At 46.5% G+C, this 21,700-nt stretch carries 22 protein-coding genes; 14 read left to right on the top strand and 8 right to left on the bottom strand.

The window, feature by feature from the left end:
- Positions 1-18 precede the first annotated feature (18 nt).
- Genes KFF44_RS03695 through KFF44_RS03680 form a run of 4 tightly spaced genes read left to right on the top strand, consistent with a single transcriptional unit; the run spans position 19 to position 4,974 of the window.
- Positions 19-1,245 (top strand): cellulose synthase operon protein YhjQ/BcsQ, encoded by a 1,227-nt coding sequence (locus KFF44_RS03695; protein ID WP_255937373.1) that lies wholly within the window; start codon positions 19-21, stop codon positions 1,243-1,245.
- Positions 1,246-1,272: 27 nt separating this feature from the next.
- On the top strand, positions 1,273-3,000 hold the full coding sequence (locus KFF44_RS03690; RefSeq protein WP_255937372.1) for a CpaF family protein: 1,728 nt from the start codon (positions 1,273-1,275) through the stop codon (positions 2,998-3,000).
- 5 nt (positions 3,001-3,005) lie between these two features.
- A complete protein-coding gene (locus KFF44_RS03685) occupies positions 3,006-3,992 on the top strand; it encodes a type II secretion system F family protein (protein WP_255937371.1) in 987 nt (328 codons plus the stop codon).
- Between the two features lies 1 nt (position 3,993).
- Positions 3,994-4,974, top strand: coding sequence for a type II secretion system F family protein (locus KFF44_RS03680; RefSeq protein WP_255937370.1), 981 nt, complete (start codon positions 3,994-3,996; stop codon positions 4,972-4,974).
- Between the two features lie 597 nt (positions 4,975-5,571).
- On the opposite strand, the gene KFF44_RS03675 is transcribed toward KFF44_RS03680, so the two are convergent.
- Together KFF44_RS03675 and KFF44_RS03670 are read right to left on the bottom strand one after the other, a co-directional pair.
- Complete coding sequence (locus KFF44_RS03675; RefSeq protein WP_255937369.1) at positions 5,572-6,123, bottom strand: carboxymuconolactone decarboxylase family protein; 552 nt, start codon at positions 6,121-6,123, stop codon at positions 5,572-5,574.
- A 131-nt stretch (positions 6,124-6,254) separates the two neighbouring features.
- Positions 6,255-6,800 carry a peroxiredoxin gene (locus KFF44_RS03670; protein WP_255937368.1) on the bottom strand — a complete coding sequence of 182 codons (546 nt, stop codon included), beginning with the start codon at positions 6,798-6,800 and terminating at the stop codon, positions 6,255-6,257.
- A gap of 172 nt (positions 6,801-6,972) precedes the next feature.
- Here KFF44_RS03670 and KFF44_RS03665 point away from each other — a divergent pair, with 172 nt between their 5' ends.
- Positions 6,973-7,881, top strand: coding sequence for a hydrogen peroxide-inducible genes activator (locus KFF44_RS03665; RefSeq protein WP_255937367.1), 909 nt, complete (start codon positions 6,973-6,975; stop codon positions 7,879-7,881).
- A 47-nt stretch (positions 7,882-7,928) separates the two neighbouring features.
- Positions 7,929-8,504 carry a hypothetical protein gene (locus KFF44_RS03660; RefSeq protein ID WP_255937366.1) on the top strand — a complete coding sequence of 192 codons (576 nt, stop codon included), beginning with the start codon at positions 7,929-7,931 and terminating at the stop codon, positions 8,502-8,504.
- A gap of 58 nt (positions 8,505-8,562) precedes the next feature.
- On the opposite strand, the gene KFF44_RS03655 is transcribed toward KFF44_RS03660, so the two are convergent.
- On the bottom strand, positions 8,563-9,078 hold the full coding sequence (locus KFF44_RS03655; RefSeq protein WP_255937365.1) for a PAS domain-containing protein: 516 nt from the start codon (positions 9,076-9,078) through the stop codon (positions 8,563-8,565).
- A 198-nt stretch (positions 9,079-9,276) separates the two neighbouring features.
- Here KFF44_RS03655 and KFF44_RS03650 point away from each other — a divergent pair, with 198 nt between their 5' ends.
- The 3 genes from KFF44_RS03650 (at position 9,277) to KFF44_RS03640 (ending at position 11,636) form a co-directional block, all read left to right on the top strand.
- Complete coding sequence (locus KFF44_RS03650) at positions 9,277-10,350, top strand: DUF3137 domain-containing protein (RefSeq protein ID WP_255937363.1); 1,074 nt, start codon at positions 9,277-9,279, stop codon at positions 10,348-10,350.
- 19 nt (positions 10,351-10,369) lie between these two features.
- Positions 10,370-10,945, top strand: coding sequence for a LemA family protein (locus KFF44_RS03645; RefSeq protein WP_255937361.1), 576 nt, complete (start codon positions 10,370-10,372; stop codon positions 10,943-10,945).
- A 142-nt stretch (positions 10,946-11,087) separates the two neighbouring features.
- On the top strand, positions 11,088-11,636 hold the full coding sequence (locus tag KFF44_RS03640) for a hypothetical protein (RefSeq protein ID WP_255937359.1): 549 nt from the start codon (positions 11,088-11,090) through the stop codon (positions 11,634-11,636).
- Positions 11,637-11,778: 142 nt separating this feature from the next.
- Here the strand turns inward: KFF44_RS03640 and KFF44_RS03635 are convergent, their stop codons facing one another.
- From KFF44_RS03635 to KFF44_RS03625, 3 genes are all read right to left on the bottom strand, one after another.
- Positions 11,779-12,663: a class I SAM-dependent methyltransferase gene (locus tag KFF44_RS03635; protein WP_255937357.1), complete on the bottom strand. Its 885-nt coding sequence runs from the start codon at positions 12,661-12,663 to the stop codon at positions 11,779-11,781.
- A 141-nt stretch (positions 12,664-12,804) separates the two neighbouring features.
- Entirely contained in the window at positions 12,805-13,329 is a 525-nt protein-coding gene (locus KFF44_RS03630; protein ID WP_255937355.1) for a GNAT family N-acetyltransferase, read from the bottom strand.
- A gap of 51 nt (positions 13,330-13,380) precedes the next feature.
- Positions 13,381-14,934, bottom strand: a complete 1,554-nt coding sequence (locus KFF44_RS03625) for an FG-GAP-like repeat-containing protein (protein ID WP_255937353.1) — start codon at positions 14,932-14,934, stop codon at positions 13,381-13,383.
- A 204-nt stretch (positions 14,935-15,138) separates the two neighbouring features.
- On the opposite strand from KFF44_RS03625, the gene KFF44_RS03620 reads away from it, so the two are divergent.
- The 3 genes from KFF44_RS03620 to KFF44_RS03610 all read left to right on the top strand — a co-directional run bounded on the left by KFF44_RS03620 (position 15,139) and on the right by KFF44_RS03610 (position 18,618).
- Positions 15,139-16,281 carry an alpha-hydroxy acid oxidase gene (locus KFF44_RS03620; protein WP_255937352.1) on the top strand — a complete coding sequence of 381 codons (1,143 nt, stop codon included), beginning with the start codon at positions 15,139-15,141 and terminating at the stop codon, positions 16,279-16,281.
- Between the two features lie 100 nt (positions 16,282-16,381).
- Positions 16,382-18,262, top strand: a complete 1,881-nt coding sequence (locus tag KFF44_RS03615) for a DUF885 family protein (RefSeq protein ID WP_255937351.1) — start codon at positions 16,382-16,384, stop codon at positions 18,260-18,262.
- A gap of 71 nt (positions 18,263-18,333) precedes the next feature.
- A complete protein-coding gene (locus tag KFF44_RS03610) occupies positions 18,334-18,618 on the top strand; it encodes a hypothetical protein (protein WP_255937350.1) in 285 nt (94 codons plus the stop codon).
- Positions 18,619-18,624: 6 nt separating this feature from the next.
- Here the strand turns inward: KFF44_RS03610 and KFF44_RS03605 are convergent, their stop codons facing one another.
- Positions 18,625-19,038, bottom strand: coding sequence for a DUF2306 domain-containing protein (locus KFF44_RS03605; protein WP_255937349.1), 414 nt, complete (start codon positions 19,036-19,038; stop codon positions 18,625-18,627).
- A gap of 184 nt (positions 19,039-19,222) precedes the next feature.
- Between KFF44_RS03605 and KFF44_RS03600 the strand changes: the two genes are divergently transcribed.
- On the top strand, positions 19,223-19,852 hold the full coding sequence (locus KFF44_RS03600) for a glutathione binding-like protein (RefSeq protein WP_255937348.1): 630 nt from the start codon (positions 19,223-19,225) through the stop codon (positions 19,850-19,852).
- A gap of 52 nt (positions 19,853-19,904) precedes the next feature.
- Here the strand turns inward: KFF44_RS03600 and KFF44_RS03595 are convergent, their stop codons facing one another.
- Entirely contained in the window at positions 19,905-20,039 is a 135-nt protein-coding gene (locus KFF44_RS03595) for a hypothetical protein (protein ID WP_255937347.1), read from the bottom strand.
- Positions 20,040-20,309: 270 nt separating this feature from the next.
- Here KFF44_RS03595 and KFF44_RS03590 point away from each other — a divergent pair, with 270 nt between their 5' ends.
- Positions 20,310-21,680 carry a HAMP domain-containing sensor histidine kinase gene (locus KFF44_RS03590; RefSeq protein ID WP_255937345.1) on the top strand — a complete coding sequence of 457 codons (1,371 nt, stop codon included), beginning with the start codon at positions 20,310-20,312 and terminating at the stop codon, positions 21,678-21,680.
- The last annotated feature ends 20 nt before the right edge of the window (positions 21,681-21,700 follow it).

The following is a 21,700-nucleotide window of genomic DNA, read 5'->3' as shown; positions in this document are numbered from 1 at the left end:
TCTGGGAAAGATTCTAAAATGAGCATTACAAATACATCGCCAACAGGTGAACGAGAATTTTTCGCAGCTTTTCTCTCAGACGAAGATTCAAAATCAATGTTTGAGAAAGTTGCCGTCGAACGTGACTGGTCTGCCGATATGTGTTTCACGGGTGGTATCGCGGCTTCTGTACGTGCGCTCGGTGCGATGCCGTGCCCAGAATTTCTGATCGTTGACTTGTCTGAAAGCAATGATCCGAGGGAAGACATGCAATCCCTTGCGGAAGTGTGTGAACCAGGAACAGTGGTTGTTGCAGTTGGTGAACAAAATGATGTCTCACTGTACCGTGACCTTATTCATGCGGGTGTTCATGATTATCTGGTGAAACCATTATCTGTTGAACAAGTGCGTGAATGTGTTGCTTCGGCCGAAGAAGCTATGGCTGTTCAGGAAGAAGAACCTGTTGTTGAGGAAGTAAAAGGTGATAAAAAACAAATTGTTTTTGTCGGCCTAAGGGGCGGCCTTGGCACCAGTACGTTGGTGACAAATATTGCCTGGCTATTTGCTGAAAATGGCCAAAACACTGCCCTTCTTGATATGGACTTCTATTTCGGCACATCCGCGCTTCAGTTTGATCTGGAGCCAGGGCGCGGTCTCGCGGATGCGCTTGAAAATCCGAACCGTGTCGATGGTTTGTTTTTAGAGCGTGCGGTTGTTAAACCACACAAGCATTTGGCTATCCTTGGTGCGGAAGCACCGATTGGATCCTTGCGTGCGCCAAGTGATGATGCCCTCCCCCATTTGATTGAAGCCTTGGGTGAAAATTATCAAACCGTTGTCGTCGATCTGCCAAGACAGGTTCTCGGTGAACACGGCGATGTTCTAAGTGCTGCAACCGATGTTGTGCTAGTGAGCGATTATTCACTCACTGCTGCGCGCGATTGCATTCGTTTGCTCGCGCATATCAAATTTGCAGCGCCAAGCGCCAAAGTTCATATTGTCACAACCCGTCAAGGACAAAATGCCGACGAGGTAGATACAAAGGACTTCCAAAATTCTATCGAGAAAACAGTGAGTGTGAATATTCCATTTGACCCAAGAGCCTTAATGGACGCGGCCAAGAAAGGGAAAATCCTTATTGATGCAGCGCCCGGTGCGAAGCCATCAGCTGCGATCAAGCAGGTCGCGGCCCTATTCAGTGACGGTGATATGGCAAACGCTAAAGGCGCATCATGGATGGGCAAACTGCTCGGAAAGAAAAACTAAGTAATTGGGTATTGGGTTTAATAAAAGATGAAATCGCAAGCTTTTGGAAAAAAACGCAGAGATATAAAGAAAATTGCAGGCGGCGGCTTTGGAAGAAATATTGCTGCGACTGAGGTAAATACTGTACCCTCAAGCTCAAACGTTTCCTCCCCTACCCGGGAGCTTGAAATTGCATCACCCACTTCCCATCAAAATAACGGCGCGAATTCTCCGTCTTCGTTCGGTGAAGAAGAAAGCCTTAATGATAAACTTTTGCGCTTGACCGCATCAGGCCTGTCTGCTGCTTTCTCACCAGAAGTGCTATTATCCCTCTCTCATAATGAAGTGCTGTCGCAGCTATCAGAACTTATTGACGATACCGCACGCCAAGAAGGCATTATTGTTCTGGAGCAAGAGAAACAGGAAATTTCAACTTTCCTCCTGAACGAGATTGAGAAAAAAATAGGCCCGATCGGGGAAGGCTCGGATAAATCAAATAAGAAAGAAGATCCGAAGAAAACCCTGAACAAGGCCAAAAACCAAATTCAACCATTGTTGATGGAACATATTGACCCAGCAGCAGCAGCAGATCTTCCGCGCCCTGAACTTGCGGAACAAGTTGGCGACGTGGTCGGAGAGTTGCTGGTTCAAGAGAAAATCAACCTGAACCTTCGTGAACAACGCGATCTTGTTACGCTCCTTCTTGATGACATGCTCGGGCTTGGTCCGCTTGAGCCGTTGCTGGCAGACGAATCTATCTCCGATATTATGGTTAATGGCCCCAAGCAGGTTTATGTCGAACAAAATGGTAAACTAACGCTCACAGATGTTGGATTTAGAGATAATCAGCATTTGATGAATGTAGCGCAGCGGATTGTAACAGCGGTCGGCAGGCGAGTTGATGAAACATCGCCAATTTGTGACGCGCGCCTCGCTGACGGCAGCCGTGTAAACGTCATTGCCCCACCGCTTGCTATCGATGGGGCTTCAATTTCGATCCGGAAATTTACCAAAGACAAGATCACGCTCGATAAGATGCTTGATTTTGGCTCGATTACACCACCGCTTGCCAAATTATTAAAAATTGCAGGAGCATGCCGCCTTAATATTCTGATCTCGGGCGGTACGGGTTCCGGTAAGACCACGATGCTTAACGCATTATCGCGTATGATTGATAAGGGCGAACGGGTTGTAACCATTGAGGATGCGGCTGAATTGCAACTGCAACAGCCGCATGTTGTCCGCCTTGAAACCCGCCCACCGAACCTTGAAGGTCAAGGTGAGATCACAATGCGTGATCTTGTTAAAAACGCCCTTCGGATGCGGCCAGATCGTATCATCCTTGGTGAGATCCGGGGCGGTGAAGCCATTGATATGCTTCAAGCAATGAATACAGGCCACGATGGTTCCATGGGAACAATTCACGCCAACAGACCGCGTGAGGGCCTGACCCGCTTGGAAAACATGGTGAATATGGCTGGTCTTCATTTACCCGCAAAAGCCATCCGCGAACAAATTGCAGGTTCGCTCGATATGATTGTTCAGGTGCAGCGGATGCGTGATGGTGGTCGCCGCACAACCCACGTAACTGAAGTCGTTGGTATGGAAGGCGATGTGATCACAACACAAGACCTGTTCACTTATGAATTTACGGGCGAAGACGAAAGCGGAAAGTTGGTTGGTGAATTTAAATCAACCGGTGTAAGGCCCCATTTTCTAACGCAAGCCGAGTATTTTGGCCTTGATCGTGCCTTAATGGACGCGATGAATGGATAAAAGTTATGTTTAACACGAATACTGAAATTTTAATCCTAGCCGGCGGTTTATTACTGGTCATCATTCTTGTCGCGGCCCTTGTTCTTATGCAGGCGTTCGACAAAAACAGGAAGCATGTCAAAAACAAACTCAATGAGTTTCAGTCGCGTTTTGGCGATAAAGCGGCACAGATGACAAAGACCAAATCCATCCGCTTGAATCAGGAACAAACAGGGCTAGGTGCCAAACTATCTGAGTTATTACCGAACAAAGAACAGCTACAAATTCGCCTTCGCCGCGCAGGAATGGCCGTTGACCTCGCAAAATACGCACTCACATGCGGCGGCATAACAATCGGTACATTAGTATTTCTCCTAATTCTTCAGCTTGGGCCACTCCTTGCAATATTGGGCGCTATTATTCTGGGCCTTGGCCTGCCTCACGCTTTTGTCGGCATCAAAATTGGCAAGCGCCAGACCGCATTTACCAACCAGTTTCCAGAAGCTATTGACTTGATGGTCCGTGGTTTGAAATCGGGTTTGCCCGTTAACGAAACAATTGCCAATGTGGCCAAAGAATTACCTGCCCCTACTGGTGTTGAATTTCAGCGTATTACAGACGCGATGCGACTTGGTAAAACATTAGAGGTTGCCCTTTGGGAAACCGCAGACCGTCTGGATACACCTGATTTCAAATTCTTTGTTATTTCGCTTGTCGTTCAAAAGGAAACAGGGGGTAACTTGGGTGAAACCCTTGAAAACCTCTCTACAATTCTACGGTCAAGGCAAGCAATGAAACTAAAAGTAAGAGCACTGTCGTCTGAGGCGAAAGCAAGTGCCTGGATCGTGGGATGTCTTCCTTTCATTATGGAAGGTCTGATCCTCGTTCTAAATAATGAATATGCCATGGGACTTTTTAACAATCCACAAGGCCAGATTGCAGCAGTTGCTGGCTTGATATGGATGGGAATTGGTATTGCCGCTATGGCTAAAATTGTAAATTTCGAGGTGTGATATGAATGCGATTGAAAACGCGCTAGGCATATCAATTATTGATCTGATTTCTTTTGTTGCCAGCATTGTAACAATATTTGTCATTTACGCTATTTATCAAGCAGCGCTAGTTAAAGACCCGATGAAGGGCCGTGTGAAGGCACTGCAAGACCGCCGTGAAGCACTAAAGGCAGGACTGGTCACAACAAAAAAGCGCAACACACCGATTAAAAAAACCGATGGTGTCAATACCCTCAGAACATTCGCGGATAAGCTTAAGCTTCTTCAGAAAGAGCAAACTGAAAAAGCATCCAAAATTTTGGTGCAGGCCGGTTTTAGAAGCAACGACGCGCTCGTTATCTATCAGGTAGCCAGGCTATCATTACCGCTCTTGATGGGGATATTGGGCATCATTATGTTTTATGGCTTGGGTGTAATGCCGGGATACGCCGATTTTCACGGTTTGATGGCGGGCGGCATGGTTCTCTTGGGCCTCAAATTGCCTGATATTTACGTTGCCAACGTCAAAACGAAACGAGTTGATGCGCTTAGGAAAAGCCTACCTGACGCGCTTGATCTGTTGGTTGTTTGTGCCGAAGCTGGCCTGACACTCGACAGCGCGCTTAATCGTGTCGCTAAGGAAATTGGCGGCGCATCGCCCGAACTTGCGGATGAACTTGCCCTTACTGCAATTGAGCTTGGCTTCCTGCCAGAGCGGCGGCAAGCGCTGATCAACCTTTCGGAGCGCGTTGACCTTGCTTCTCTGCGCGGCGTTGTAACAACGCTAATCCAGAGTGAGAAATATGGTACGCCGCTTGCGACATCGCTTAGAGTTCTATCTGCGGAATTCAGAAACGAGCGCCTGATGCGCGCAGAGGAAAAAGCAGCCCGATTGCCTGCGATCCTTACTGTTCCTCTAATCGTCTTTATTATGCCTGCCCTCTTTGTTGTGTTGATGGGGCCAGCAGCATGTAAAGTTTCACAAGACTTTATCAATCAATAAATCGGAACCAACATTTCACCAGGCGAAGCTATAAAATAATGTGGCTTTGCCTGTTGGTTATGTTTCCCTCACTCTATCAAACAGCAATCGAATCAGTTTGAGATCAATTTTCGACGAAAATTAAACTTTTGCTTATGGTCTATATTACAGGAATATGACCATGTTTTTTCACTGTTAACATACTATAGATACTAGAAAATTTAACATTAATGTCACTTTTTCCACAGAGAATCATTGACCCGAGGTTCAAGAAATGGTTTTCTATAGATGGAGTTGGAGCGCGACTCGGTTGCGCTTACTCCTATTGCAATTGCTACGACGCAATTGCTCTATCCTCGCTGTCGTGACTCGGGCCGGGTTTTTACCCGGCCACTTTTTTGGAAAAATCCAAAAAGCGAAAACACAATACTCATGTAAAACTGAAATCCCCAACGTGCTTTACCCTTATTATATACGGGTTAGTCACAAATCGTCGTATGCAATAAAGAAACAGGAATGTGACCAAATTAGGGCAATTTACATTGGCCATATTCTAATAACAAAAAAGGGCCATGCGAGTGCATAGCCCTTTCGTACGAAATTCAGCATATAATTTGTTTATGCGGCTGCATCCAGATTATCAGCAAGCGCCGCTTCGCCGTCCAGTGTGGCTGCGATTGCGTGCACAGTTGCGGACAAGCGAATGGCCTGTTGGATCGCTTCGCGGGTAAGCCCAGCTTTCTTCAACTGCTCATCGTGGGCAGCAACACAAAACTCACAGCCATTGATCGCAGATACCGCAAGCGAATATAATTCAAAATTCACTTTGTCTGCTGGTGGGCGGCCAATCACATTCATCCGAAGGCCTGCTGGCATTGTGCCATATTCCTTATCCTTCGCCATATGAAGGAAACGATAATAGATATTGGTCATCGCCATCATTGATGCCGCAGCCTTCGCGTTTTCAATCTCTGCCTCATCGCCGATATTTGCGCGGGCTTCCTGTTCCGCCAAAAAGATGAGAGAGGAATTACGGGCAGCAAGCGCAGAAGCGAGCAATACACCAATACGCTGGGTTGCTGTCAGCTTTTCCTCTCTCATTAGCGAGGAAAGGTTCAATTTCAGATCTTTGGCATAGGCCGGAATTATATTTTTAATTTGGTCAATCATTGTATCACTCTCTGTCGATATTCTGTTTATTTTCAAACTACGCTCCCCGCCCGGGGACTAGGGAATGGGAGGGAAAAAAGACGAGGAGCGTAGTCTTACTTTGATGCGATATACGCACCTTCCAATGCTGTTTATGCAGCAGGGTTAAGCGTTTCATCACCGCCCTGCCAGTTACATGGGCAAAGCTCATCTGTTTGAAGCGCATCCAGAACACGGAGAACCTCATCAGGGTTACGGCCAACATTCAGGTCATTCACACTTGCGAACCGGATAATGCCCTCTGGGTCCACGATGAATGTCGCACGAAGGGCAACACCTTCTTCCTGGTCCAGAATACCAAGCGCAGATGATAATTCCTTCTTCACATCCGCAAGCCAAGGGAACTTAACAGCGCCCAAATCTTCACGGCTTTGGCGCCACGCAAGGTGAACAAAATCTGTGTCTGTGCTTGCGCCGAGCAATACCGCGTCACGGTCTTCAAATTCTTCAACCAATTCGTTGAACGCAAGGATTTCTGTTGGGCAAACAAAAGTGAAATCTTTTGGCCAGAAGAAAAGGATAGACCATTTCCCCGGGAAACTTTCGTTTGTTAAACGCGGGAAACCATCCACTGGAAGCGATGTATCTGCTACCGCTGCTAAATCAAACGCCGGAACTTTTGCACCTACTGTCAACATTTTATAACTCCTGAAACTTATATTTTAAAAATTTGTTTTCATCTTTATTTCAAGCAGCTTGGCGCAATCAGAAGAATTTGAAAGGCCGCTGCTGCTTGGCTCTTGCTAAATATGCACATTCTGATAAAATCGATCCAACAAATTGAATTGTGATCAGTAATCGGGATTTTCGATGAGCTTTCCTCCAACCTTGAAACAGCTGCGTTACCTAAGCGCGCTTCACAAAACCAATCATTTTGGCAAAGCCGCAGAAGCCTGTCATGTAACCCAATCAACCTTAAGTGCGGGCCTTCAGGAACTGGAAAGTTTGCTCGGTGCGCAGCTTGTTGAACGCACGAAACGAAGCGTTATGTTCACCGCCCTCGGCGAGGAAACGGTTCGGCGTGCGCAGCAGATATTGAATGATGTAGATGACCTGACGGATATGGCGTCTTCGTCCAAGGACCCGCTGAAGGGCATAATCCGCTTGGGTATTATTCCAACGATTGCTCCTTTCCTTCTGCCGCGCATTATGCCGGAAATATCAAAGGCGCTTCCTGATCTGGAGCTGCACCTGAGAGAGGATAAATCAGGTGACCTGTGTGACCTGTTGCGTGTGGGCGAGCTGGACCTCGTTCTATACGCCCTCCCGTTCGCATGTGGTGACGCCGCAGAAATGCCCTTATTTCAGGACCCCTTTGTCGCTGCCTTCCCGAAAGGTGAGGCACCAGGCGAAACGATCAAGACTTCAGACCTTGATAACACAAGGCTTATGCTACTTGAAGAAGGCCACTGCCTCAGGGAACATGCGCTTGATGCCTGCCGCTTGGTTGGGAACCGCGCCAAAAGCGAACTTGCAGGCACCAGCCTTCATACAATGGTTCAAATGGTTTCCGCGGGCCACGGTGCAACATTGCTGCCGGGCATGGCAGTTGACGCAGGCCTTACTGACGGGATTGATATTGATATCGCATCCTTCAGCGACATCCTGCCAACACGTATTATTGGCCTGATCTGGCGGCGCACCAACCCAAGGGAAGAAACATTTAAAGCCTTGGGCGAGGTTATCAAAACCGCTGTTCATAAAACGGCCAAATCATAAAAGTAACATAAGGCCACCACCGAATACTCTCACGATAAGGAAATCATATGCGCCATTCGATTATCGCAGCAGCCACGATATTAATCAGTACATCGTCCCTACAAGCAGACGACACACAAACTGAGTTTATGGCGTCGCTTCAGGGTCTCTGTGGTCAGGCCTTTGAAGGCAAGGTGATCTCTAGCGATGCTGCAGACACGGCGATTGCGAAGGAAACCCTTGTGATGCATGTGCGGGAATGCAGTGATACAGAAATCAAAATTCCCTTTCACGTTGGCAAAAACCGTTCACGAACATGGGTAATAAGCATGAACGGTAAGCACCTGACGCTGAAGCATGATCACCGCCATGAAGACGGCGTGCCCGATAAAGTCACTCAATATGGCGGCACTACGGCAACAAAAGGGACCAATGTCCGGCAGGAATTCCCAGCAGACGATTTTTCAAAAACTATGTTCCAACGTGAAGGCTTAACCGTTTCGGTTGATAATGTCTGGGCCGTTGAGGTTGAGGCAGGCAAGCATTTCATTTACGAATTATCGAGGCCAAATCGGTTATTCCGCGTGTCCTTTGACCTAACGGCACCAATCACACCGCCGCCAGCACCCTGGGGGCATGAATAATCAGAGCATGAATAAATCGGGGATATGGATAAATTGAGGGCGTGGGTAAGTATGGCGATTAACGGCTTAAAAAATCTACCGCTGCCAAAATGTATCTAACCTTACCCTGCTCATCAGTTAACGGCATCAGAACGTCTTCTGATGCCATAAAATCTTTTTGCGGTCCCGCGTACGGTGAGCATGCTACCATCGGTTTCTGTTCCAGAACCGTCTGCTTAAGCATTTTCCAAAGATGACTGCCCTCGCGCTGATGCTCAATATCGCTTAGGTTTTCCCCGGTGTAATCACGGCTCGAATAACGGACAACCTTGGTACCAACCACCCGATAGCGAAAATCGAGGGGCTCATAAAATACGTCGAACAATATGATGTGGGGAAGTATCTGTGGTTCCACTTCAGCAGGATTGAAGTCAAGGCGCGAAGCCATCGGTTTATGACCTTTAATCTGATGCCAATGCGCCATCAAACCCTTCGTCATATCGCTCTTCAAACTATCGAAGTCTTCCTGCATATTATCCCCGGCAATATCCATACCCGCTATGGAATATGAGCGATATTGCATTTGTGCAAACAAGCGTAGCTACTCTCTTATATGACAGATCATAGCAGGTCAAATTACACCCAAAGCATAGTCGGAAACCGTCGATTTTATTATATTCTGACCTCTTCTAAATCACGGGCTTTCATGTTGAAGCAATTTGGTTATATAATATTCAACACATAATTGCATGTTTGCTATTAACAGATAAAAGCGAATATTTGGGGCCGATCATTGACTGATACAGAAGTACCGAAAAATCATAACAAAGCACTGAAAACTGCCCTTATTAAAATAGACGCCCAGGTTCAAAAGGCACAGAGTGATGATGACCTTCTAAAAGCGATTAAGTTCCTTGAAGGCTTTAAAACACCTGTGAAGTTCGACAACCGAACCACCCATATTGTTTGCCTACCCTTGCTTATTATTTCACTGATTGCCGCTATTGTTGGTAGTCAGGAACCAACGCTAGAGATTATGCTGGTAATCGCGGGTGTTATTGGCGCAGTAACATTGATCGCATATTTGTGGGTTATATTCTCCCGGCGCAGCAGCTTAAGTCAACTATCTGATGACATTCATACCAAAACCATTTTGTTCGATAATGGCCTGACTGACATACCTGTTGGCGGCAAAATGGCGGCAAGACGGCTTGGTTCACAGTTTCTGGATTTTCAGCGCGGAAATCATACACGCGAAATCCGCCGCACGCTTAAGGGCCATTATACAGGTGAGGAGCATAGTTTCGATTATCGCTATCATCATTTCCATTATGTAAACAAACGCCGGGAAACCTATACAACAACCGTCAATGGCAAAACCCAAATTCGAACCCGCACCGTATATGATCACTTTGATCGGTTTGCCTTTATCATTCCCTTTCAGTTCGCCCGCAGTATCGCGGTTGTGCAAGACCGAAACAAACACCGAGGTATTTTTTGGGAAACAGCATCGATTGATTTCAATAAAAAATTCGGCGTTTACGCTGGATCAGAGCAAATTGCAGCCAAATTCCTAAGCCCTAAAATTATTGTTGAGATCGAACGGTTAGATGCCCTCCATCACAGCATTAACCTGGAATTTAATAGTGAAGGGGATTTATGCCTGTCCTTCACCAATGGTGATACGCTGCGCGCTCTGCGAAAATATGGGCTGGAAGACCCACAGGCGTTCGCAGATGAAATCAAAGGACACACCAACCTTGGTAAACTGGATATGACCCTTGATATCGTTCATACCCTGATGAAATATAGCGATAGTAATTTCACTGATTACCACACATCAAAAAACACTGCACCTTGGGGTTAATTTGACAGGAGGAAATAGGATGGAAACGCTTTTTATCTTTATCGGCATACTCGTTTTATTAGTGATCATGATCATCACCATCCACAATGGTATCATTAGTCGGCGTAATACGGTGGTGCGATCCTGGTCTAACGTAATCACCTATGAACGGCAAAAAAATGTGACACTGCCAGAACTTGAAAAGCATGCCGCCGAATACAAAGAGCATGAAAGCGAACTGTTATCCAAAATCACCGCGCTCAGATCCGCGATTGATCAGGCGTCAAGCGGCGAGGTACGTACCGATGACCTGAAGGCAATTGAAACCCACACAGCCAGTATGCTCGGAAGCTTCAAAGTTGCAGTTGAAGCCTATCCCAACCTTGAAATGGCATCGATCACCAAATCCTTGATGAAGGAAATCAGCGAATTACAGGAAAATATCGCCGCTGCAATTACCATCTTTAACCGTAATGTAGAGGCCTTTAACACGGGCATTCAAACCTTCCCGAATAGTCTTGTAAATTCAATGTTCACCAAAGAGCAATCATACCAGTCTTTCCAGAATGAAGCTGCGGTTGATAGCCTTGGTTTTACCTTGCAGCGCGGTGAATAACAAAAACACTCGCTGCCCTTCAAACAATCGTGCCTTGTTTTTGTCGCCTTCCTCTGAATAGAATAAAGCTTATCTATTCTTCAAAGGATGAAGGCTGGTCACTAAGGACTGGTAAATAGATATTGGCGAAATGGATACTGTCATGCGTAATACTATGCTCTCGTTTCAATCTATAGCCCTTGGTGCGGCCTTGTTATTCGGTACCACCACAGACGCGAACGCGCAAAACGCGCCTGAACGCGAACCCACAGCCATTCAGGAAATCATCGAAGACGCCAGAACCAGATGCCGCGGTATGCGCGGGGCGTTTTCCATGAAGACGAGCGCGGTTAGAAACGATATTGACCTGAATGGTGATGGCATCAAAGATTATCTGATTGATGGAAATGCCTTTGATTGTGATCGAGGAAACGCAAGATCCTATCGAACCAATTCCCGTTTACGCAATCAGCGGATAACGCTGATTATGTCTGAAACGTCTGATTACACCATTCATGAATTCCCAACAACCGCCTATCAAATTGTCGATTTTGATGATGAAAACATACTATTGATCCGTGAAGCAGAAGAAAACTGCAATAGCCGCAAACCCGTTCGTCCGGTTTCAACATACCGTCAAGGCCAATTGATTGGCCCCGGTTGTTATCGGGCACTTGTCTGGCGAGATGGTATTTTTTCTGCAGCACGGTAAAACTATATGATTGACCTCTATACCAACCTTTGGGGGTAGCCCTATCAATACTGACCAAAAATCATATTTGTTAAAGAAACGTACATCCATCAAAAAAGCGCACCAAATTGATGCGCTTTTTCATTTCAAATTACGAAATAATTTATGGCTTGCGGAATTTCAGGGTCATGCGATTACTTTCACCAATCGCTTCCATTTTAGCCCGCAGGTCAGCGTCATTGCGGCTTGTTCCTAATGCTGGTGGCAGGCGCCATACAAAGTCTTCATTTGTAGGCTTGTCTTTCGGATTTGCGTTCACATCGCTAGAGCCCACAAATTCAAAACCATTTGCTTCCATGAAAGCGATCACCTGACTTTGCTTCAGGTATCCATTATCGCCTTCTGCCCATTTATTGTCATTGCTTTCAGGTCCGCTATGCTGCACTACGCCAACAATACCGCCTGATTTCAGTGCTTTTTTAACGTCCTTCAGGGCTTTGGTGAAATATTCGCCTTCGTCTTCAAAACGATTAAGATGGTGCAAGGCGCGAACAAACATGAAAACATCAACCGTACCTGCAAGCTCATCAGGCATTGAGCCAAGAGCAAATGCCCCTACAGAAGCGTCACCCTCACCGCGCCAGCCTTCAGCATCCTTTGTCCAGGTAGCGGGCCAAGTTTTCTTATTTTCCAGAAACTCCTCATTGGCAAAACCACCGAAAAGCTTCCACATATCAACGGCATAATCAGCGCCGATCACTTTCCCATCACCGCCGAGGTATGGCAGAAGAATACGGGAATAATACCCACCGCCCGGGAGTGTATCCACAACCGTCATGCCCGGTTTGATACCAAAAAACTCAATTGTTTCCTTGGGATGGCGATATTTATAGCGCGCTTTGTTTGCATCAGGCTGTGCATCCAAAATCTGACTAAGGTCAGCTTTCTTACCGTGATGGTCCAATATTGCGCCCGCAGGTTCTGTTGCCGTCACCCCTTGTGCTACAAAACCAATAACTGCTGCTGTCATCAAAAGTTTTTTCATCATCGCCGTCCTCCCTGTTCAGGCTATGGTGCCACTTATGGCTTTAGAATGTGCGCATCCTATTAAATTTTCATCATATTGACCAGCCCAAGCACCCGCCATCACCGGAAGGTGATCATAAAGGCGAAGAAGCCACCATTAAACTTAGTCATCCGTTTTCAACGGTGGCAGTTTCAAGCGCCAACACGGTACATCCTCGCCTCGCGACAAGGGGCGAAATACATTTTCGCCGTCTGGTATAAACCCGGCCTTGGCAAGCACCCGTCCCGACGCGAGGTTATCCTTTGCATGCCCGGCATAAAGCGTCCCCTTATGGCCGTGGGAACGTGCTAATTCCACAATCAAATGGGTCACACGGGTTGCAAGCCCCTGCCCCCAAAATGGCCGAGCAATCCAGTAACCAACCTCGATATTGTCGTCTTCATTGGTAAAGTATCCAGCGTTACCAATGAATTGATCCCGCCAATACAAAGCTCGGTCCGCAACACCGCCGCCTTTTTCTTGTTTATTCTTGGTTTCAAAACGCTCGATTACCCACTCGCGCGTTACAGGGAAAGGTATTGATCCTGTCATTTTAACAATATCGAAATCATTGATTTCCCGAAAAAAGGGATCAATATCCGCGTCACTTAAAACGCGTAGTTCAATAATGTCATTGTCATCGTTCATAGAAATCAAACATTTATACCGGATTAGTAACCTAAATTACTATCACCAAGATTATTTGGACATCATTATAATCACACGGTTTCTATTTTCCAAACCGTCGCTTCCAAGCCGATCGAAGTGAATAATCAGGTCGCTCTCATCATCGCCGTTCAAATCAACAACGTTAATGCGGTTACCACTAGCAGGCATTTCAACTGCTATTTTCTCGGCCTTGCGGGCAAAAACCCGTTTTTCATTCTGGCCGCGATATATCTTGATGCCTTTTTGCTTGTCATTCAGCAAAAGATCCTCCAGCCCGTCACCCGTAACATCCGCAAGTTCAACAAATGGGATCGATGTATTCCCGGATGACAAGTTAAATTTAACGGGAACACCTTTGGTATAAATCGGTTTCTCGGAAAAGCGCCCGTCACTGCCGTGCTTGAAGAAACTAAGCGTTGCGTCCGTTGAGCCAGAAATAAGCGCGCCAATAATTTTACCGATGCCAATTTTGACAGAAGCAGCCCCAAAATCTGTATTCCCGTCATTATCAAGGTCAACATGTCGGGTTTGATAGCGAAGACCTTTCACTTCAAACGTTGATGTTGGTTCCGCGTCAAATGCTAGCTTACCACCATCATTACGACCAGGATGGATACTATAGCTCGTTCGGCGATTAAACACGCCGGCCGCGTTATCTGTTTCCGTCATGATATCGACGATATCATCGCCGTTCAGGTCTTCAATCACATGGATGCTGGTTTCAACCAAATTGGTTTGATCCGCGTAGCGCTCATTCGCTTTGATCTGTTCAACCCAGCTATTTCCCGTAACCCGAAGCCCCAACGGAATATTGGTAGCATCCTCTTCGAATGTGCCGTCTTCTTTTTGAAAAAAGCTGATGAAATCCTGATCCTTCAGGAAAACAAGGTCATCTCGGCCATCAAAATTGATATCAAAACTATAAGACGGGAAGCGACTAAAGCGGGGTGCACTGCCACCAGCGAAGCGCGGGTTGGCGCCGCCAATACGCATTTCCACCTGCATATTTAATAGTTGTTCCCTGAAACCACCCACCTGATTAAGTGTAAACAGGCGGTAGCCATCAAAACCGGGGATTAAAATATCTGCGACCTCGTCCCCTGATACATCACGGGCAAAGTCCAGACTTTGAAGCTGTGGGTTTTCGCCTTTCAGATAAATGGACGGCGACATCACAAGCGGCTTTATGGATTTATCCGACACGTCGTAATATTGAACCCCTTCATGGTTCAGAAACAACAGAACCTGAATATCCTTTTCAAAGACCGCGCCAAAATCGTAAAAAAGCGCATCTTCCGGCATGGTAATCTGGTGCGCTGGTGTAGGCGAAAGTTTCCCGCTATCATTCAGGCCGTATATGGAGAATATTTTTTGCCCGTCTTCGTTTTGCCCCTTCACAACAAGGTTCATCTGATCGGCTGTTTGCATGGAAAGCGCCAGTACACTTCCATTCACATCGTGGTCTAGTTTCAATTCCTGTTGTTCAAACTGGATAGGCTCCTGTTTTTGAAAGGCGGAAACAGGCTCATTATAAACTGACGTTGTTATTACTGCCGCCAACCCCAACATTGACAAAACTCGCATACTGTAGCTCCCCTACTATCCCCCAAATCTTCCCCATCAATATGAATGGGTGCCCGGACAAACCATGCACCGCATTTTTTCATATTGGCAATAGGTAAAATTCAATCATGTCCAGAAAGGGGCACATTGACAAACAATGGTTTAAAAGCACAAATTAACGCATACTCATAACGTGGGGCCAACAACCATCAACAGAGAAGCCTAATGAATAAAGCTATCGAAAACGCTCAAAATATTCATGACCTTCGCGCGCTTGCCAGGAAACGCGCTTACAAGATGGTTTTTGACTATATTGACGGCGGTGCTGATGATGAGAAAACCCTGAAGCACAATTCAACAGCCTTCGATGAATACAGGCTTGCCTACAAGGTCCTTGCGGGTGTCGACAAAATAGATATGTCAACCAGCCTCCTCGGCACGAAAATTGATGTTCCTTTTTTCTGCTCGCCCTCCGCTGGCAATCGCCTGTTTCACACAGCCGGTGAAAATGCCGTCGCCAAAGCGGCGGGCAAGATCGGAACTATTTATTCCCTGTCAACCCTATCGAGCGTATCCATAGAAGATATTGCTGCCTTAACTGATGGCCCAAAATGGTTCCAACTTTATGTCTGGAAAGACCGCGCGCTGGTGAAAGAGATGATTAATCGGGCAAAAGCCGCCGGATACACAGCCTTGATTTTAACAGTAGACTTACCCGTTCACGGGAACCGAGAACGCGACCCCAAAAACGGATTTACAATCCCGCCAACGATTGGCGTGAAACAAATCTGGGAGGCAATCAAAAGCCCCGCATGGGTTTGGGATTATTTAACAGGTGAACCGATCAAGTATGCAAATATCAATTCTGATTTAGAAGCAACCAGCCTTATCGATTTTATCGGGGCTCAGCTTCATGCGGGCTTTACGTGGGATGATGCGGAATGGTTACTCGGCGAATGGAATGGCCCCGCTGTTATCAAGGGTGTTGTACGCACCGATGATGCCCGCCGCGCTGTAAAAACAGGCTTTAACGCGGTTACAATTTCAAACCATGGCGGCCGCCAATTGGATCATTCCCCGGCGCCCATTGAAGTGCTTGAAGATATTGTTCAAACGGTTGGCAGCGACGCAGAGGTTATTTTGGATGGCGGCGTTCGAAGGGCCACGGACATTCTAAAGGCTTTAGCGCTCGGTGCAAAAGCGGTTAGTTTTGCCCGTCCTTATTTGTATGGATTAGCAGCTGGCGGCGAAGCGGGTGTGGATAAGGCCCTTGATCTTTTTATAACATCCCTCAAACGGGACATGGCGCTTTTGGGTGCGCGGTCGATAAACGAAATTGATCAAAGCTTTATTTGCGGCAAAAGGTAAACCAACGCGCCTTCACGCAATCATTGACAGCCGTAAGCTTTTCAGCAAACTAACGACTAACCTTACTACACTATTTCAAACAATAACGCGGGGACAGTTTATGAAACATCTTCTTATTGCCTTAATGGCATCAACAGCACTGGTTGCATGCGGCGATAGCAACACAGCGCCCAACTCTGAGCAAACACAAAATCAAACAAGCGCAGCGCCGAGCGCTGAAGACATTCAGGCAGAAACAGCGCGCATTAATGCATGGTTCGAAGAACAGTTCGAACAGGAAGTTGCCTTCAGCCCAATCCAGCAAACCATTCTTGGCCGCAAGACCAACAATGACAAAATGGATGATTTCACGAACGCCGCACAAGACAAACAATTGGACTGGAAACGCCAGAGCGTTGCGGAAATGAAAGCAAACTTTGATTATAATAAATTGTCAGACGACGCCAAAACATCATGGGACATTTGGGAATATCAGTTAAACACATCTGAAGCCGCAGATAAATTCAGGAAAAACGGATATACCTTTAATCAGATGACAGCCATTCAAGGGTTTTTCCCGCGCTTCCTGATTTCCTTGCACCGCGTTGACGAAGCAGCAGACATGGAAGGCTACATCAGCCGTATTTCAGAAAGCGCACGCGCCCTTCGCCAGCTTATCGACATTTCAAAGGAAAATGCAGCCGCAGGCACACGCCCGCCAAAATTCTCTTTTGAGTTGGTGATCGATGGCGCACAGAAAATTATCACAGGTGCCCCGTTCACAGACGGTGATGACAGTGCAATCTGGACTGACGCGCAGGCAAAAGTGAAAACCCTGTTGGACGCAGAAAAAATCGATCAGGCTCAAGCTGATACGTTTTTGGGTGCCGCCCGCACTGCCCTTTTGAACGACTGGCAACCTGCTTATGAAGCGCTGATTGCCTGGCAGAAGGAAGATATGGCAAACACAGCCGAAGTTGCTGCGGGCGTTGGCGCATTGCCGAATGGTGCTGATTTTTATAACGAGCGTCTGGCGAACAACACCACAACCAATTTAACCGCCGATGAAATCCACGAAATTGGCCTTTCGGAAGTTGCCCGCCTGCGCGCAGAAATGATCGCGGTTAAGGAACAGGTTGGTTTTGAAGGTGACTTACAGGCCTTCTTTAAGGAACTTCGCGATAACAAGGAAGATCGCCGCTATTATTTCCCGAATACGGATGAAGGACGCCAAGGCTATATCGACGGTGCGACCTCCGCGATTGACGGCATTAAATCCAAATTGCCTGACTATTTTGGTATCCTGCCCAAGGCCGACCTTGTGGTAAAACGTGTTGAGGCCTTCCGCGAGCAACCGGGCGCGGCGCAGCATTATTTCCCAAGCACGCCAGACGGGTCACGCCCGGGCGTTTATTACGCGCATTTATCCGATATGACCGCCATGCCGAAACGCGAGCTTGAGGTTATTGCCTATCATGAAGGCCTGCCGGGGCACCATATGCAAATCGCAATCCAGCAGGAACTGGAGAGCGTACCGACATTTAGAACGCAAGCGGGCTTTACCGCCTATTCAGAAGGATGGGGACTATATTCCGAGCTTCTGGCCAAGGAAATGGAAGGCACCTACGCTGATCCATATTCGGAATTTGGTCGTTTAGGTTCTGAAATCTGGCGGGCGATCCGCCTTGTGCTCGATACAGGCCTTCACTCAAAAGGCTGGACCGAAGATCAGGCCGTTGACTATTTCAAAGCAAACTCCGCGATCACAGAAGCACAAGCGCGCTCGGAAGTGCGCCGCTATATGGTACTACCGGGACAAGCCACAAGCTATAAAATTGGCATGCTGAAAATCATCGAACTTCGCAAAAAGGCGGAAGCCGCGCTTGGCGACCAGTTTGATATCAAAGGCTTCCATGATACCGTCCTCGGCGGCGGAGCGGTTCCGCTTACCATCCTCGAGCGCCGTATCGACCAGTGGGTTGAAAGTGTAAAAGCGGGGTAAACTTATTACTTACACTGTAAATAAGAGCAGTTTTAATGCTGCTCTTATTTAAATATATTTGGGGGCATTACATGACAACAAACGTTCAACAGAATTATCAGAATCTCTTACAGCACCTATGCGTAAATTGGGGATTTTGTGGAAGTATAAGGAATGATAAGTTTCAAAATACACATGACCTAATGCCCCTCAATGGAGTGATCACTTCTAGCGAATTTGCTGAGCTAGTTTTAACAGCAGAAGGTATTACTCAAGCCAATAATATTGCTGCTTGGTATCTGCATAAAGATAAAATAGAAAAATTATTTATTCAGGTTATGGGTCAGAAGACAATAAACTGTAACTTGATAAAATAAACAAATTCACCCGCCAAAAAAGATGTACCACATGGTGCGGCCCGGCAGGAACGTAAAGAGGCCAGCAATCACCATACCGCCCATATAAAGCCCCTTCACGCTTTTCGCGTGCGCTTCCACGTTGCCGCGTTTGATCTCGAAAATCGCTTTTGGAACGCTATAAAGCGTCAGGACAACAAACAAGTGAATGGGGGAAAATCCGAATAGTGTGGGCATGCCTGTGCCCTCAAACCCGCGAATAAAAATGGCGCTCACAGCGGTTATTGTCATCAAAGCAAACCAAAGCCAGCCTATCTGTTTATGGTGCTTTGTGCCCTTTTTCCTAAATAACTGATATCCCCCAAGGAAAAATGCTGCCAAGGCCGTGAACAAATGAATCAGTATTTCAATCGGTAGCCGGTCCAGTATTTCAAAATTCATGTTAGATCCCCATCTTCACCAATATATCAACCTGATATGGGCATATTTGCATGGATTATAAGCCCCTTTCAAATCCGAACAGTCTTGGCAAAGCCTAGCAAGGCATGCTCGGCCATGATATAGGATCAGAAAACACAGTAATAAAAATCCTAATATACGCTTGGAATTTTTTGGAGTTTATCCCATGCCAGCCACCCTGTTTCATGCGCCCCTTACCTGCTCACTTGCCGCCCGTTTTGCGGCCGCAGAAGGCGGTGTTGGCCTTGATATCGAGTATCTTAATTTAAGCACCAAAGCGCTTGATAAAGGCGGATCGCTATATGACATTAACCCGCTGGGGCAGGTTTCAACACTAAAACTGGAAAACGGTGACCTTTTGACCGAAACATCTGCCTGTATTACGTGGATACAGGCACAGTCCCAAAATGACGATTTTAGAATTGCCCCCGATGACCCTATGTATTTTCAAATGCTGCGCTGGCTTGGCTTTTGCGCCACCGAACTGCACAAACAAATTTTCCGCGTGGTTTTTTACAGCGAAGCTACAGACGCCGTGAAAGACCGTATTCGCGCATTAGCGCCCGAACGGTTCAAATTTCTGGATACACAACTAAAAACCCATGAGTATTTGCTTGGCGATCGCTTTTCAGCAGCAGATGCCTACCTGACTTGGTTTTTTGTCCTGGCCGGTAAGGCACAGCTTGATTTTTCAAGGTATGACAACCTGACGGCTTACAGCAAGCGCACGCTTAACCGCCCAATGATCAAAACGCTTATTGAAAGCGATATGAAAAAGCGCGTAGAACAGGGTTAGCAGGCACCCAGTGGGTGCCAACATTCAAGGGCTAGGAAGATAAGCGTAATTTTTAAAAGTCGCGGTAATCGACCATGTTTTTACGGCGGCCATACTGCAATTTTTTCACAGGCGGGCGTGCATCACGCACGATCGTTGCTGCACTATTTCCGGCAAACTTCTGGCGTATTTTCTGAATAAAAGTCATAAGTTCCTCGCTTATATATTTTAATTATATGTGTCGTGTAGTTACTTCAGCCTCTTTGGGCTTTTGTTATTCTTACCATATAAGGTCGGAAATTTCAATTTCAAGATCAAAAACTTTGATCCCAGTATCGCATAAGATTATTGACAGCATTTATAGACTGTAATCCCTGATTTTTCTTACGATTTTTTGAATATTTACCAGCGGTTAAGGAAGCTATTCTATAATGGGTTTCAACATGACCTTCATGTATGAATGATAGAAACTCAGCCTATGTATAAAAGACTATTCAGCTTATCAAAGCCGATCACTATCGCCATCTCATCGGCGAGCTGTCTTGCTGTTGTTGCCTATTATATCCTTGGCCTTACCAACGGGTTCATGACCCCGCTTCAACATTATCTGGTCCCCATTTATTCAGTCATTGGATTTGGCCTGACTGTCGCCTTTATTTTCAGCGACGCCAAAAGCCTGACAAAATTACAGATAACCTTCAAAATATATGCGGGGATTATGATTTTTGCTTCCCTCATGGAAGCGGCGCTTGTTCCGAATACCAACATTGAAATTCTGTTTGTCTGGCTACCGATTTTTTACCTGGCGGTTATTTTTGGTGCTGAGTCCCGTCTCATTAGGAAAATTGGGTTAAACTTCATCATTTACGCCTCGCTCGCGGTACTTTTAGCGCTCGTGTTTGGTGAACGTAGTTTCAGCGACCCAAGCGTTATCGTTCTTATGACCGGCCTTATGGGACAAACGGTTGTTGTCTGGATTTTTTACCAACTCGCCAAAACCATGCGAAGGAATGCTGAGGTCGAAACCGAGCTGTTATTGGCGCAGAAAAACGAAGAAAAATTCAAACAACTCGCCGAAGAAGCGACACAGGCAAAAATAATAGCGGAAAACGCACGTGAAAGCGCCGTTCAGGCCAACGCTGCAAAGTCCAACTTTGTCGCTAACATGAGCCATGAACTCAGGACCCCACTGAATGCGGTTATTGGTTTTTCGCAGCTTCTTAAAAGTTCAAGCGGCATTAAGCTGACAGACAATATTGTTGACGATTATGCCCAGAATATCGAAGAGGCGGGTAATCATTTGTTATCGCTGATCAATGATATTCTCGACATCTCCAAAATCGAAGCCGGCAAAGCCGACCTGGATGAAAGCATAATTGACGTTAATACCATCATCGAGGAAATGACAATTTACGCGTCCCCCCTTGCTGACAAAGCGGGGCTGGATTTCATTCTTTTGCACAATGAAGCCCTTCCTTATTTGAAGGGTGATCAGATCAAGATCAAACAAATCCTGATCAATCTTCTCTCCAACGCGATTAAATTCACATCAAGGGGTGGAACGGTAACCTTAAGTGCCAAATTTGATGATGCTGGCGGTATTCGCTTTTGCGTAATTGATACAGGCCTCGGGATGGACCCAAGCCAAATTGATCGGCTGATGCAACCCTTTGAGCAGGCTGAAAATTCTTATGTGAAGACAACAGGTGGAACCGGCCTTGGCCTGTCGCTTGTTAATCAACTTTGCAAACTTCACGGCGCTGAGTTTGAAATTGAAAGCGCCCCAAATACGGGCACCCGTGCCTCCGTGATTTTCCCAAAAAGCCGCTCGGTGGAAGACTTGATCTAGTAAATTGACTATATCTTGCT

The organism is Kordiimonas sp. SCSIO 12610, assembly GCF_024398015.1.
GTDB lineage: Bacteria > Pseudomonadota > Alphaproteobacteria > Sphingomonadales > Kordiimonadaceae > CANLMI01.
The sequence above is the reverse complement of the archived record's forward strand: the minus strand, read 5'-3'. Positions and strand labels throughout refer to the sequence as shown.